The 12,277-nt window shown below is 63.6% G+C and carries 12 protein-coding genes and 2 pseudogenes; 8 read left to right on the top strand and 6 right to left on the bottom strand.

Translation table 11 applies throughout. The features are described 5' to 3' along the window. The first annotated feature begins 8 nt into the window (after positions 1 to 8). Positions 9 to 890 carry an NmrA family NAD(P)-binding protein gene (locus C9427_RS27055; RefSeq protein WP_107652112.1) on the top strand — a complete coding sequence of 294 codons (882 nt, stop codon included), beginning with the start codon at positions 9 to 11 and terminating at the stop codon, positions 888 to 890. Between the two features lie 122 nt (positions 891 to 1,012). Then, a pseudogene (locus C9427_RS27050) lies at positions 1,013 to 1,593 on the top strand (aldo/keto reductase). A gap of 52 nt (positions 1,594 to 1,645) precedes the next feature. On the opposite strand, the gene C9427_RS27045 reads toward C9427_RS27050, so the two are convergent. Together C9427_RS27045 and C9427_RS34215 are read right to left on the bottom strand one after the other, a co-directional pair. Further along, the gene (locus C9427_RS27045; RefSeq protein ID WP_107652175.1) at positions 1,646 to 3,523 is read right to left on the bottom strand and encodes an ABC-F family ATP-binding cassette domain-containing protein; all 1,878 of its coding nucleotides are present in this window, start codon (positions 3,521 to 3,523) and stop codon (positions 1,646 to 1,648) included. A gap of 274 nt (positions 3,524 to 3,797) precedes the next feature. Then, positions 3,798 to 3,971, bottom strand: a complete 174-nt coding sequence (locus tag C9427_RS34215; RefSeq protein WP_167434500.1) for a hypothetical protein — start codon at positions 3,969 to 3,971, stop codon at positions 3,798 to 3,800. A 119-nt stretch (positions 3,972 to 4,090) separates the two neighbouring features. Here C9427_RS34215 and C9427_RS34210 point away from each other — a divergent pair, with 119 nt between their 5' ends. Beyond that, complete coding sequence (locus tag C9427_RS34210; RefSeq protein ID WP_167434499.1) at positions 4,091 to 4,258, top strand: hypothetical protein; 168 nt, start codon at positions 4,091 to 4,093, stop codon at positions 4,256 to 4,258. Between the two features lie 108 nt (positions 4,259 to 4,366). Continuing rightward, positions 4,367 to 6,448 (top strand): ATP-dependent helicase, encoded by a 2,082-nt coding sequence (locus C9427_RS27040; protein WP_107652111.1) that lies wholly within the window; start codon positions 4,367 to 4,369, stop codon positions 6,446 to 6,448. A 21-nt stretch (positions 6,449 to 6,469) separates the two neighbouring features. Here C9427_RS27040 and C9427_RS27035 read toward each other — a convergent pair whose 3' ends face one another. Next, positions 6,470 to 7,378, bottom strand: a complete 909-nt coding sequence (locus C9427_RS27035) for a LysR family transcriptional regulator (protein WP_107652110.1) — start codon at positions 7,376 to 7,378, stop codon at positions 6,470 to 6,472. A 133-nt stretch (positions 7,379 to 7,511) separates the two neighbouring features. On the opposite strand from C9427_RS27035, the pseudogene C9427_RS27030 reads away from it, so the two are divergent. The 3 genes and pseudogenes from C9427_RS27030 to C9427_RS27020 all read left to right on the top strand — a co-directional run bounded on the left by C9427_RS27030 (position 7,512) and on the right by C9427_RS27020 (position 9,544). Further along, positions 7,512 to 7,909, top strand: a pseudogene (locus tag C9427_RS27030) ((R)-mandelonitrile lyase). Positions 7,910 to 8,032: 123 nt separating this feature from the next. Then, positions 8,033 to 9,022, top strand: coding sequence for an aldo/keto reductase (locus C9427_RS27025; protein WP_107652109.1), 990 nt, complete (start codon positions 8,033 to 8,035; stop codon positions 9,020 to 9,022). Between the two features lie 219 nt (positions 9,023 to 9,241). After that, positions 9,242 to 9,544, top strand: coding sequence for a DUF982 domain-containing protein (locus tag C9427_RS27020; protein WP_107652108.1), 303 nt, complete (start codon positions 9,242 to 9,244; stop codon positions 9,542 to 9,544). Between the two features lie 114 nt (positions 9,545 to 9,658). Here C9427_RS27020 and C9427_RS27015 read toward each other — a convergent pair whose 3' ends face one another. From C9427_RS27015 to C9427_RS27010, 3 genes are all read right to left on the bottom strand, one after another. Further along, positions 9,659 to 10,447 carry a GGDEF domain-containing protein gene (locus tag C9427_RS27015; protein ID WP_107652107.1) on the bottom strand — a complete coding sequence of 263 codons (789 nt, stop codon included), beginning with the start codon at positions 10,445 to 10,447 and terminating at the stop codon, positions 9,659 to 9,661. A gap of 230 nt (positions 10,448 to 10,677) precedes the next feature. Further along, positions 10,678 to 10,848, bottom strand: coding sequence for a hypothetical protein (locus tag C9427_RS34205; protein ID WP_167434498.1), 171 nt, complete (start codon positions 10,846 to 10,848; stop codon positions 10,678 to 10,680). Between the two features lie 141 nt (positions 10,849 to 10,989). Further along, on the bottom strand, positions 10,990 to 11,502 hold the full coding sequence (locus C9427_RS27010) for a DinB family protein (protein ID WP_107652106.1): 513 nt from the start codon (positions 11,500 to 11,502) through the stop codon (positions 10,990 to 10,992). Positions 11,503 to 11,559: 57 nt separating this feature from the next. Here C9427_RS27010 and C9427_RS27005 point away from each other — a divergent pair, with 57 nt between their 5' ends. Then, the gene (locus tag C9427_RS27005) at positions 11,560 to 12,255 is read left to right on the top strand and encodes a glutathione S-transferase family protein (protein WP_107652105.1); all 696 of its coding nucleotides are present in this window, start codon (positions 11,560 to 11,562) and stop codon (positions 12,253 to 12,255) included. Positions 12,256 to 12,277: the final 22 nt, after the last annotated feature.

Here is a 12,277-nt window from a genome sequence, read left to right as displayed (position 1 = left end):
GAACCACCATGTATGCAATCACCGGAATCACCGGCAAGGTCGGCGGCGCGCTTGCGCGCAGCCTTCTCGCCGAAAGCCTGCCTGTCCGCGCCGTTCTGCGCGACGAGGCCAAGGCGGCGGAGTGGAGAACCCGGGGCTGTGACATCGCCCTGGCCGAGATGGACGATGCGGCAAGCCTGACTTCAGCCTTCAGAGGTGCCACGGGCGTCTTCATCCTGCCGCCCTCCGAGTTCGATCCGGAGCCCGGCTTTCCCGAGGCCAAGCGCGTCATCGAGGCCGTGACGGCGGCTTTGGCCGAGGCGCGTCCCCGCAAGGTGGTCTGCTTGTCGACCATCGGCGCGGATGCGCCGCACGAGAACCTGCTGACCCCGCGCACGCTGATGGAGCAGTCGCTGCAGGAGATCGGTCTTCCCATCACCTTCCTGAGGCCCGGCTGGTTCATGGAGAATGCACTCTGGGACGTTCCCTCGGTGTGCGACGAAGGCGTGCTGCGCAGCTTCCTGCAACCGGCCGACAAGCTGTTCGCGATGGTCGCGACGCAAGATGTCGGGCGCCTGGCCGCAGCGCTTCTCCGGGAGGATTGGATCGGGACGCGGATCGTCGAGCTGGAGGGGGCTGCCCGCGTCTCGCCCAACGATATCGCCCGCGCCTTCGCCACGGTGCTGGAGCGCCCGGTATGGGTCGAGACGGTGCCGCGCGAGAACTGGGAGCAGATCTTTCGTTCTCAGGGCACGCAAAATCCGTTGCCTCGGATCCGGATGCTCGATGGCTTCAACGAGGGTTGGATCGAGTTCAGCGATCACGGCCGGTCGGCGGTCAAAGGGACGACGACGCTCGACAGCGTCATCGCCGACCTCGTCGAGGCGAGCCGGCCAAAGGCAACCGCCTAGAGCGGTTCATCGTTTCACGGAAACGCCGAACCGCTCTGTCTCTTTGTTTTGACGCAACTCCGGACGGAAAACCGTCTCGGGCGTGTGCCCTGCCGCCGTCACATCCGCGAAAGGACACCATCATGGACTCAATCGCCACACAGGGCGTTGCGATTCCGCGCCTCGGTTTCGGCACGTTCCGTATGCCAGGGGGCGACGCCCAGCCGGTCGTCGAGAGCGCGATTGCGCTCGGCTACCGGCATATCGACACGGCGGCGATGTACGAGAATGAGGCCGCCGTCGGCGCTGCCATTACGGCGTCCGGCGTGAACCGGAACGAGCTCTTCATCACCACCAAGGTCTGGCACGACCAGCTTGCGCCGGATGCTCTCTCTCGCGCCTTCGATACCAGCATGGGCAAGCTTGGGCTCGACCATGTCGATCTCTACATGATCCACTGGCCGTCGAGAGACATGGACATGGCGGCGACGCTGGAGGCATTGATGTTGCTGCGGGAGCGCGGCCTCACACGTGCGATCGGCGTGTGCAACTTCAACCTGCCGATGATCCGCCGCGCCGTGGAGGAGATCGGTGCGCCTATTCCAATCTTGATGCGCTGGGCATCCGGCTCGATGACATGGATCGCGCCGCTATCGCCGCTCTGCCGAAAGACCAGCGCTTCGTCCGGCCACCCTTCGCACCGGAATGGGATGCCGCTGGATGAACCGGGGCAGCCTTTCCCTTCTTCCTCGAGGGAGAAGGGAAGAACTGCACTCCTACTCCGCCGTGCCTTCCTCATACTCCGCCGACATGGTCAGCCATTTCTCCTCGTGGCCAGCCAGCTGTTGCGCAAGCTGCGAGCGTTCCTTGGCCAGTCGTGTCGCGGTCGAGGGATCCTTTTCATAGACCGCCGGATTGGCGAGCTCGTCCTCGATCAGGTCGATGCGCTTGCGGATGCGGTCCATCAGCGCTTCGGTGGCGCGGATTTCCTTGGCCAGCGGCTCGAAGGCGGCGCGGCGCGCTGCCGCATCGCGGCGGCGGTCGGCCTTCGAAGCCTTCTCCGCCTCGCGCTTGCCGCGGCGGTCGCCGGACACGCCGGTGACCAGCGTCTTGTAGTCCTCGAGGTCGCCGTCATACGGGTTGACCGCGCCGTCCTTGACCAGCCACAGCCGGTCGGCCGTCGCTTCGAGCAGATGGCGGTCGTGCGAGATCAGGATGACCGCGCCGGGAAACTCATTCAGCGCATGGATCAGCGATTCACGGCTGTCGATATCGAGATGGTTGGTCGGCTCGTCGAGGATGAACAGGTTCGGCCCCTCGAAGGCCGACAGGCCCATCAGAAGGCGCGCCTTCTCGCCGCCGGACAGGTCCTTGGCGGCGGTGTTCATCTTTTCGGTGGTGAGACCGAACTGGGCGACGCGGCCGCGCACCTTCGATTCCGGCGCCTCCGGCATCAGCCGGCGTACATGTTCATAGGCGTTTTCCTCCGGCCGCAGATCGTCGAGCTGGTGCTGGGCGAAGATCGCCACTTTCAAGCCAGGCGCCACCGTCATGGTGCCGCTCTCCTGCTTCAGGCGGCCCGACAAAAGCTTGGCGAAAGTCGACTTGCCGTTGCCGTTGGCGCCGAGCAGCGCGATGCGGTCATCGGCGTCGATGCGCAGCGTCATCTTCTTGAGGATCGGCTGCCCCTCGGTATAGCCGACATTGACATTGTTCAGCGCAATGATCGGCGACGCGACAGTCTTCACCGGCTCGGGAAAGGAGAACGGCCGCACCGTATCGTTCACGATCGCGGCGATCGGCTTCATCTTCTCCAGCGCCTTGATGCGCGATTGCGCCTGCCTTGCCTTGGAAGCTTTCGCTCGGAACCGCTCGACAAAGGATTCCATGTGCTTGCGCGCGGCTTCCTGCTTGACGCGGCCCTTCTCCTGCAATTCCTTCTGCTCGGTGTACTGCCGCTCGAACTGGTCGTAGCCGCCGCGCCAGAAGGTCAGCTTCTTCTGGTCGAGATGGACGATCGAGTTGACGGCGCGGTTGAGCAGGTCGCGGTCGTGCGAGATCAGCAGCACGGTGTGCGGATATTTTGAGACGTAGTTCTCCAGCCATAGCGTGCCTTCGAGGTCGAGATAGTTGGTCGGCTCGTCGAGCAGCAATAGATCCGGCTCGGAAAACAGCACCGCGGCGAGCGCCACGCGCATGCGCCAGCCGCCGGAGAAGGACGAAGCCGGACGTCTTTGTGCCGCATCGTCGAAGCCGAGGCCGGCAAGAATGGTGGCCGCGCGGGACTCGGCGGAATGGGCGTCGATGTCAGCCAGCCGCATGTGGATGTCGGCAATGCGGTGCGGATCGGTCGCCGTCTTTTCCTCTTCGAGCAGTGCGGAGCGTTCGAGGTCGGCCTTGAGCACGATCTCGATCAGCGGCTCTTCCGTGCCCGGCGCTTCCTGCGCGACCTGGCCGATGCGGGTGTTCCTCGGCAGGCTGATCGACCCGGTCTCGGACGGGAAATCGCCGGTGATCGCCTTGAACAAGGTCGTCTTGCCGGTGCCGTTGCGGCCGACAAGCCCGGCCTTGGTGCCGGCCGGCAAGGTCAGCGAGGCATGGTCCAAAAGCAGACGTCCGGCCATGCGCAGCGAAAGGTCGTTGATAACAAGCATGGCCGCGCTTTCGCACAGGACGTCGCCGCTTCGCAAGGCCTGGGGCGCCGGTTCGGTCGCATGGGGCGCAAAAACGGCAACCGTGGACGACTCGATGCCATTGGCTCGGCTGTGTTACCGGTGGAAGGCGGCCGGTCTTCCGTGATCGCGCCATGACGCAGCGGCAAGACTCAGCTATCTCTTGCTGTGCGGCGGATCTGATACCCGCCTGGCCGGCGCCATCTCTTCCCCTCCCAAGCGGCGCCGGCCACCGCTCTCATCTCGCGGCAGCCAGTCACTGGGCCGGGGGCGTGCCGGGTTGATCGCCACCGGTCGTCGACTTGGGTACCGGGTTCTTGTCGACTTGCGGGTTTTGATCGACGGGGGCCTTGGTCGGTTGAATGTTGTTGTCGCAAGCAGCAACAGCCAGCGCTGCTGCCAAGGCCAGCGGGATTGAGAACTTCATCATAGCAACCTCCTTTCACCCCACTCTCTTCTCCTTGGGCAAACGAGACGTGTGCCGATTTGGTTGCGTGGGAACAAAACGCCTCCTCTCTGGTTGGTTCACACCAATGGAGGACTGCGATCATGATCCGCCTGCTCATAGCCGGGACTATCGCCTACGCGGCCTATCGCATCGCCAAAAAGGTGATTGACAATGTGCCCGACGATTTCGAACCGTTCCTGCCGCCACGGGATGATCGGAAAGTTTTAAGACGTCAGTCGGCGGCGATGGGGGTGGAACCCCGGCGTTAGGGCCTTGCCGCGCAGCCAAACCTCTTCCCGCTCCAGCCAATAGCTCGGTGAATGCAAGTCCTGCGCTGAAACCGTTGCGAACAAAGCAGAAACGATGCTTGATGGGCAATGAACCTCGCTGCCCGTGATTCGACCTTCATGCCTGCCTACCTCGCCAAGCTCAACGCCGAGCAGCGGCTGGCGGTCGAACATGGCGACGGCATGGTCTCCCGGCCGCTGCTGGTGATTGCCGGCGCCGGTTCCGGCAAGACCAGCACGCTGGCGCATCGCGTGGCGCATCTGATCGTCAGGGGCGCCGACCCGCGCCGTATCCTTTTGATGACGTTTTCGCGCCGCGCAGCATCCGAAATGGCCAAGCGGGTCGAGCGCATCGCCGGCGAGGTGCTGGGCCGCGATGCCTCAATCATCACCGATGCGCTCACCTGGGCCGGCACCTTCCACGGCATCGGCGCCAGGTTGCTGCGCGACTATGCTTTGGAGATCGGCCTCGACCCGGCCTTCACCATCCATGACCGCGAGGATTCCGCCGACCTGATGAACCTTGTCAGGCACGAGTTCGGCTTCTCCAAAACCGAAGCCCGTTTCCCGACCAAGGGCACGTGCCTGGCGATCTATTCGCGTGCCGTCAACGCCCAGGCGCCGCTTGGCGAGGTCCTGGGTTCGGTATTCCCCTGGTGCGCCGGCTGGGCCGAACAGCTCAAGGCGCTGTTCGCCGGCTATGTCGAGGCCAAGCAGGCGCAGAACGTGCTCGATTACGACGATCTGCTGCTCTATTGGGCGCAGATGGCCAGCGAGCCGGAGATTTCGGCGCATCTCGGCGGGCGTTTCGACCATGTCCTGGTCGACGAATACCAGGATACCAACCGGCTGCAGGCCTCGATCCTGACGGCGCTGAAGCCCGACGGCTCCGGTCTCACGGTGGTCGGCGACGATGCGCAGTCGATCTATTCGTTTCGCGCGGCTGAAGTGCGCAACATCCTCGATTTCCCCAAGCAGTTCGCGCAGCCGGCCGAGATCGTCATGCTGGAGCGCAACTACCGCTCCACGGAGACCATACTGGCCGCCGCCAATGCGGTCATCGGCGAGGCGTCGGAACGCTTCACGAAGAACCTGTGGTCGGAGCGCAAATCGGCGGAAAAGCCGAAGCTGGTCAACGTCCGCGACGAAACCGAGCAGGCGAGTTACGTCTGCCAGGCGATCCTGGCCGAGCGCGAGACGGGCACGGCGCTGAAGGCGCAGGCCGTGCTGTTTCGCGCCTCGCACCATAGCGGGCCGCTGGAGATCGAGCTGACGCGCCGCAACATCCCCTTCGTCAAATTCGGCGGCCTCAAATTCCTCGACGCCGCCCATGTCAAGGATATGCTGGCCGTGTTGCGCTTCGCCGAGAATCCGCGCGATCGCGTCGCCGGCTTTCGCGTACTGCAGCTTCTGCCCGGTATCGGGCCTTCGGCGGCCAATGCCATCGTCGAGACGATGGCGACGTCGCTCGACGAGGCGATGGGCCTTGCCCGTTATCGGCCACCGCAAAGGGCCGCGGAGGACTGGCCGGGTTTCGTCGCGCTGTTCTCGCAGCTGCGGGCCGGGTCCAAAAAATGGCCGGCCGACCTCGAACAAATCAGGCTCTGGTACGAGCCGCATCTGGAACGCATCCACGAGGATGCAACGATGCGCCGGGCGGACCTTTTGCAGCTTGAACAGATCGCCGCGGGCTACGCTTCGCGCGAGCGCTTTCTCACAGAGCTGACGCTCGACCCGCCGGACGCGACCAGCGACGAAGCCGGGCCGCCGCACCGCGATGAGGATTATCTGATCCTGTCGACCATCCATTCGGCCAAGGGCCAGGAATGGAAGAACGTCTTCGTGCTCAACACCGTCGACGGCTGCATACCGATCGACCTTGGCGTCGGCTCAAAGGAAGAAGTCGACGAGGAGCGCCGGCTGCTCTACGTGGCGATGACGCGGGCCAAGGACAGCCTGCACCTGGTCATGCCGCAGCGGTTTTTCGTCCATGGCCAGGCAGCGCGCGGCGACCGCCACGTCTATGCCTCGCGCAGCCGCTTTATCCCGGCCTCGATCTTGGGCGCCTTCGAGCAGACGGCGTGGGCAAGCGTCCAGGCCAAGGACGATCCGCGCCGCCAGCCGCAGGTTCGCATCGATCTCGGCGCCCGCATGCGTGGCATGTGGAAGTGAGTGAGCGGTGTGATCAGGTAACTATTCACTATTCACCTCACCCCGATACCGCAGCGCCTCGACCAGCACGACGAAGGCCGGCGAGTGCTGCCGGCGGCTCGGATAGTAAAGGTGGTAGCCGGAAAAGGGCGGGCACCAATCGGCAAGCACGCGCAGCAGCCGTCCGTCGGCAAGATGCTGCCGCACCCGATCCTCTGGCAGGTACGCCAGTCCGAGACCTGCCAGCACTGCGTTCATCCGCAACCCGATATTGTTGAACACCAGCTGGCCTTCGACCCGCACCTTCAATTCGTGGCCATCCTTCTCGAATTCCCAGGCATAGATGCCGCCATAGGTCGGCAGGCGCAGATTGATGCAGCTGTGTTCGGTCAGATCCCGCGGCGTGCGCGGTCGCTCACGCCGCGCGAAGTAGGACGGCGCGCCGACCACCGCCATGCGCATGTCAGGCCCGATGCGGATCGCGATCATGTCCTTGGCAACCTGCTCGCCCAGGCGAACGCCGGCATCATAGCGCTCGGCGACGATGTCGGTCAGGCCATAGTCGATAATGACCTCCACTTTGATGTCGGGATAGTCGGGCAACAGCGTCGCTAGCGCGGGCCAAATAATGGTCTCGGCCGAATGCTCCGCGGCGGTGATGCGTAGCGTGCCGGCCGGCTTGTCGCGAAAGGCGCTCAGGGCCGCCAATTCCGTGTCGATCTCCTCGAAACGCGGGCCGATGGCGCGCAGCAGCCGCTCGCCGGCCTCGGTCGGCGATACGCTGCGGGTGGTGCGAGTGAGCAGCCTGAGCCCCAGCCGCTCTTCCAGCGCGCGCATGGCGTGGCTGAGCGCCGATTGCGAGACGCCGAGCTGGGCGGCCGCCCTGGTGAAGCTGCGCTCGCGCGCCACGGCGAGAAAGGCCAAGAGGTCGTTGAGGTTTTTGCGCGGCATATATGAATCATTCTCATAGGTTCATGCACATTATACCACCTAGTCCCTCAACGACGCAGCCCCTACATCGTGCCCATCAAGATGAGGCAGGATCGCTACGCACGGTCTGCTGACCAATCGAAGGAAGCCGGCAATGAACATCACGAGAAGCGGGTCGCAGCCGTCGGCGAAGGGCCCCGCCGACTATTTCACCGGCCAGGTGCGCATCGATGCGCCTTTCAAGGGAAGGGATGCCGCCCGCGTCGGCGGCGCCACTGTTACCTTCGAGCCCGGCGCCCGCACCGCGTGGCACACGCATCCGCTCGGCCAGACGCTTATCGTGACGGCCGGCGCGCCGGTCTCGCGCAACGCGAAGGCGGCCCGGTCGAGGAAATCCGCCCCGGTGACATCGTCTGGTTCGCGCCGGGCGAGAAGCACTGGCACGGCGCCTCACCCGCCACGGCCATGACCCATATTGCGATTGCCGAGGCGCTCGACGGCAAGGTCGTCGATTGGATGGAGAAGGTCTCCGACGAGCAATATCCGGGCTGATCTACGGAGGGGCGTTCAGGCTGGAGGGGACGGTTCCGGCTTGCGTCGGGCACCGGCGAGAGCTCTCTTCTAGCCAACCCATCCGCCGGCCCTTTCATCATTCCCACTACAAGGAGCAAAACAATGCAGAAGCGCAAACTTGGCAACAGTGGCCTGGAAGTCTCGGCCATTGGACTTGGCTGCATGGGGATGAGCCAATCCTACGGGCAGCCCATGGAGACGGCGGATGCGGTCCGTCTGATCCGGACGGCGTTCGAGCGGGGGATCACCTTCTTCGACACCGCGGAGGTCTATGGACCGTTCAAGAACGAAGAGGTCGTCGGCGAGGCATTGCAGCCAATCCGCGACCAAGTGGTGATCGCCACCAAGTTTGGAATCGACATCCCTGGCACAGCCGGACACAGCGGCATGGACAGTCGCCCGGAGCATATTCGCGACGTCGTCGAGGCGTCGCTCAAGCGGCTGAGAACCGACCGCATTGACCTTCTCTACCAGCACCGCGTCGATCCGGTCGTGCCTATCGAGGATGTGGCGGGCACGGTGAAGGAGTTGATCCAACAGGGCAAGGTGAAGCATTTCGGCCTCTCCGAGGCGGGCGTGCGCAATATAAGACGCGCGCATGCGGTGCAGCCGGTCGCCGCGCTGCAAAGCGAATACTCGCTCTGGTGGCGCGAACCCGAGGAGGCGATCCTGCCGGTCCTCGAAGAACTGGGGATCGGCTTCGTGCCCTTCAGTCCGCTGGGCAAGGGCTTCCTCACCGGCGCCATCAACGCCGACACGACGTTCGACAGCAGCGACTTCCGCAACACCGTCCCCCGCTTTGCGGAGGAGGCGCGCAAGGCGAACCAGGCGCTGGTTGATAAGATCGGCGCGATCGCAACCGAGAAGAAGGCGACATCAGCACAGGTCGCGCTCGCCTGGTTGCTGGCCCGGAAGCCCTGGATCGTTCCGATCCCCGGCACCACGAAGCTCCATCGCCTCGAGGAGAACATTGGATCGACCGCTGTTGCGCTGACGGCAGACGATCTTCGCAATATCGAAAACGCGGTTTCGGCGATTGCCGTGCAGGGAGAGCGCTATTCCCCGCAACAGGCGGCAAGGATCGATCGCTGAGCAACTAGGGAAGTAACGCAGTAGGGAAATAGGGGAGTATATGGACACGCCCTTGTGAGCGTTGCCGAAGCCACTTTCCCTACTGCCCTACTCGTCCCGAGAAACGCAAATCCTTCCGCGTGAGATGGAACCCTGCGCCACCATCCGCGTTTCAAGGCGTCCGATCCCCAAGTCGCTGGCGGCGCCCGCCGTCATCTTCGTCCAAATCGAGAGGCCCGTATGCACGACAGGATGTTCTTCACCCCGGTTGCCGTCACTGTTGGCGCCGGTCACAAGCGCATGATCGCGTCGCTGTTCGACATGCATGAGTTCCTGACCGAGTTTCCGCCGTCGCGGCGCCGGCTGAGTTATGGCGCAGCGGTGAAGGCCTGCGAAGCGGCACGCGCCGGCGAAATCTCGGCTGAGGCGGCGCGCGATGCACTGATCACCTTTGCGGTGACGGCCGGCATCCTGTGGCCGCCCGTCCAGCCCGCCGTCTCGGTCAAGCCGGTCGCGCGCGGCTTTGGCGGCTACGCCACCTGACATCAGGCAACCAGGTCTCAGGTTGAGGCTGCGTTTCGGAGCGGGAAGATCACATCGCCTTGCCGGCAATGGCTCGGCCGATGGCTCCAGCGATCGATCCGCGCCAGAAATATCTCAATGAACCGTCATCATCTGGCCGCCAGGCAAACCATTCGACCCTGCCGTTTCAAAGCTGACCTGGTCGCGGCCGTTCGATTTGGCCTTGTAGAGATGTCTGTCCGCCACCAAAAACATTTCGGCATAAGTGGTCGGCCCGCTGAAGGCGACGCCGCCGATGCTCACCGAGAGCGGACAAGGCTGCCCGTCCGGGGAAAATTCAGTTTCCCGGATTCGCCGTCGTATTCCCTCCGCGACGAGCCGGGATTGCGACGGGTCGGCTCCGGGAAGGAAGACCGCGAATTCCTCGCCGCCAATGCGGCCGACGATGTCGGCGCCACGAAGCTGTCCCTGGATCGTCCTGGCGATCAGCTTCAGCGCCTGATCGCCGCAGTCGTGGCCGAGGCGATCGTTAATGGTCTTGAAATGGTCGGCGTCGACGATCAGCAAGGCGCCGGCGTCGACGACGGAATGGGAACGGGCCTGTTCGAGATAGGCTTCGACCAGCATTGAAAACGCGCCTCGATTGAACACCGCCGTCAGGCTGTCGGTCGCCGCGACGATGGTCAGCTCCTTTTTAGCGATCGCCAGCTCGCGCATCTTGAACATCAGGAAGAAGAAAAACGAGCCGGCCAGCACCAGCGGCAGCAAGAGGTCGGTCAATTGCGCGCGCCACAGCGCGTCGGGCGACAGATAAGGGAAATTGAAGGAATCGACGAAGAAGGCGGCCGCGATGCAGACAGCCGTGCCGGCAACGGTGACCGCCACCACCCTGCCCCAGCTCGTGGGAGACAAATCGATCCGCATGCCGTCGCTCCGGCTTCACCCAGCCCAGAGCAGGATGAAATGCAAAACTGAGTCGGTCATCCTGCTCCAAGTCTTTGTTTCTTGCGCATGCTCTTGTCCGAAAAGCCTGCAACTTTTCGGGATCATTCTCTATTGTGAAGCGGGAGCGCAAACGAAGTCCTAAGACTTTGCCTTCAATTCGATCATGATCAGCGGACGACGCGCCCATTGGGCGCTGGTTGATGCCGGCGCTAGATCAGGCGCCTGCTGACGCTCAGCCGGGTCACCGCGGTCACGAGAATGGCGCCGACCATGAAATACAGGGTCGCCACGACGTCGCCCTGATGGAAGTGGTATCCAGAATTGAGAAGCGCCAGAACCACGGCAAGGAATGCCACGAGGCGCAAGGGTTCATTGGTCATGCGTGCTAACTTTCGCTGTTGCTGCAGAGCGGCCACCCTCAAGGCCGCGCGCTGAATATGATGTTTTGGCGCGTTTTGCAATCTCGCCAATCACCCCATCATTCGTCTCTTGGGGGCGCTCGTTACGTTCCGGCCCAGAAATCAGGCGAAGGCCCTGCCCTCCTCGCTGCGCTGAAACAACGTCAGGTCCAATCCCAGGCTCGGGCGGCCGAGAATGGTCAGGATCGCATGCGCCTGGCCGCGGTGATGGGTCTGGTGGTTGAAGACATGACCGAGCGCTGGCGCCAGTCGCTGCGAAACCGTGCGCATGTCGGAGACGGTCATGTAGGTGAAGCGGCCGGTCAGCGCCTTCTCGCTCAAGGCCCCGACCCAGTCGATGATCCGCTTGTCCTCGGCCTCGCGCGCCATGCGCAACACGGGCAAGGCCCGGTGCAGGACGGCGTCGAGACTGGTCGGCGCGTCGCCCTCGCCGGTGAAGCGCTTCATCCAGATGCGATCGGCGATGAGCAGATGGTTGAGGGTTCGCATCATCGACCCGAAGAAGGCGCCGACATCACGATTGAACTCCTCATCGGTCAGGTCGTCCGCGGCATCGTAGATGCGGCCATTGGCCCATTGATTGTAGGCCGCAAACATCATGAAATGCTGCTTCATCTTTCTCTCGAAATCTCGTTTCGCCTGCCTAACTAGACCGCAAGGACGCCGCCGCCAATGACCATTCTGCTCTATGACCTCGTCGGACGCGATGCCGCGCGTCCGTTCAGCCCGCATTGCTGGAAAGCAGCGATGGCGCTTGCCCACAAGGGACTCGACATATCAAGCGTGCCGACGCGCTTTCTCGAAGTGCCCGCCGTCGAAGGCGGCGTCTCGAAGACCGTTCCGGTGATCCGTGACGGCGATCGTGTCGTCGCCGATTCCTTCGCCATCGCGCTCTATCTCGACGAAACCTATCCCGAGCGACCGACATTGTTTGCCGGCGAGGGCGGCAAGGCGATGGCGCGCTTCATCGAACGCTGGTCGCAACTGACCATCCATCCCTATGTCACGTCAGCGGCGATCATGGACCTGCACGCCATGCAGGATGAGGCGAACGCCGCCTATTTCCGAACGAATCGCGAGCAGCGTTTCGGCAAGAGGCTGGAAGAGGTCATGGCGGCGCGCGACGCCGGGCTGGCCGCCTTCCGTGCCGCGCTGGAGCCACTGCGCTCGATGCTCGCCTACCAGCCATTCATCGGCGGCCAGTCGCCGCTGTTTGCCGACTATATCGTCTTCGGCGCACTGCAATGGGCGCGTATCGCTACACCCTACCGCCTGCTCGACGACAGCGACCTCGTGGCGCAGTGGTTCGAGCGCTGCCTCGACCTGCATGATGGCCTCGGCCGCAAGGTGGCGGCAGCCGCAGCATAGGGCAGTAAGGCAGTAGGTATGC

Origin of the sequence: Mesorhizobium helmanticense (assembly GCF_003034915.1) — a bacterium.
GTDB classification, from domain to species: domain Bacteria; phylum Pseudomonadota; class Alphaproteobacteria; order Rhizobiales; family Rhizobiaceae; genus Mesorhizobium; species Mesorhizobium helmanticense.
This window is presented reverse-complemented; position numbering and strand designations above follow the sequence as displayed.

Bases quoted from the DNA above. Each gene is read 5' to 3' on its own strand.
- C9427_RS27055 (WP_107652112.1), top strand. From the start codon at position 9: ATGTATGCAATCACCGGAATCACCGGCAAGGTCGGCGGCGCGCTTGCG.
- C9427_RS27045 (WP_107652175.1), bottom strand. From the start codon at position 3,523: ATGCTTGTTATCAACGACCTTTCGCTGCGCATGGCCGGACGTCTGCTT.
- C9427_RS34215 (WP_167434500.1), bottom strand. From the start codon at position 3,971: ATGATGAAGTTCTCAATCCCGCTGGCCTTGGCAGCAGCGCTGGCTGTT.
- C9427_RS34210 (WP_167434499.1), top strand. From the start codon at position 4,091: ATGATCCGCCTGCTCATAGCCGGGACTATCGCCTACGCGGCCTATCGC.
- C9427_RS27040 (WP_107652111.1), top strand. From the start codon at position 4,367: ATGAACCTCGCTGCCCGTGATTCGACCTTCATGCCTGCCTACCTCGCC.
- C9427_RS27035 (WP_107652110.1), bottom strand. From the start codon at position 7,378: ATGCCGCGCAAAAACCTCAACGACCTCTTGGCCTTTCTCGCCGTGGCG.
- C9427_RS27025 (WP_107652109.1), top strand. From the start codon at position 8,033: ATGCAGAAGCGCAAACTTGGCAACAGTGGCCTGGAAGTCTCGGCCATT.
- C9427_RS27020 (WP_107652108.1), top strand. From the start codon at position 9,242: ATGCACGACAGGATGTTCTTCACCCCGGTTGCCGTCACTGTTGGCGCC.
- C9427_RS27015 (WP_107652107.1), bottom strand. From the start codon at position 10,447: ATGCGGATCGATTTGTCTCCCACGAGCTGGGGCAGGGTGGTGGCGGTC.
- C9427_RS34205 (WP_167434498.1), bottom strand. From the start codon at position 10,848: ATGACCAATGAACCCTTGCGCCTCGTGGCATTCCTTGCCGTGGTTCTG.
- C9427_RS27010 (WP_107652106.1), bottom strand. From the start codon at position 11,502: ATGAAGCAGCATTTCATGATGTTTGCGGCCTACAATCAATGGGCCAAT.
- C9427_RS27005 (WP_107652105.1), top strand. From the start codon at position 11,560: ATGACCATTCTGCTCTATGACCTCGTCGGACGCGATGCCGCGCGTCCG.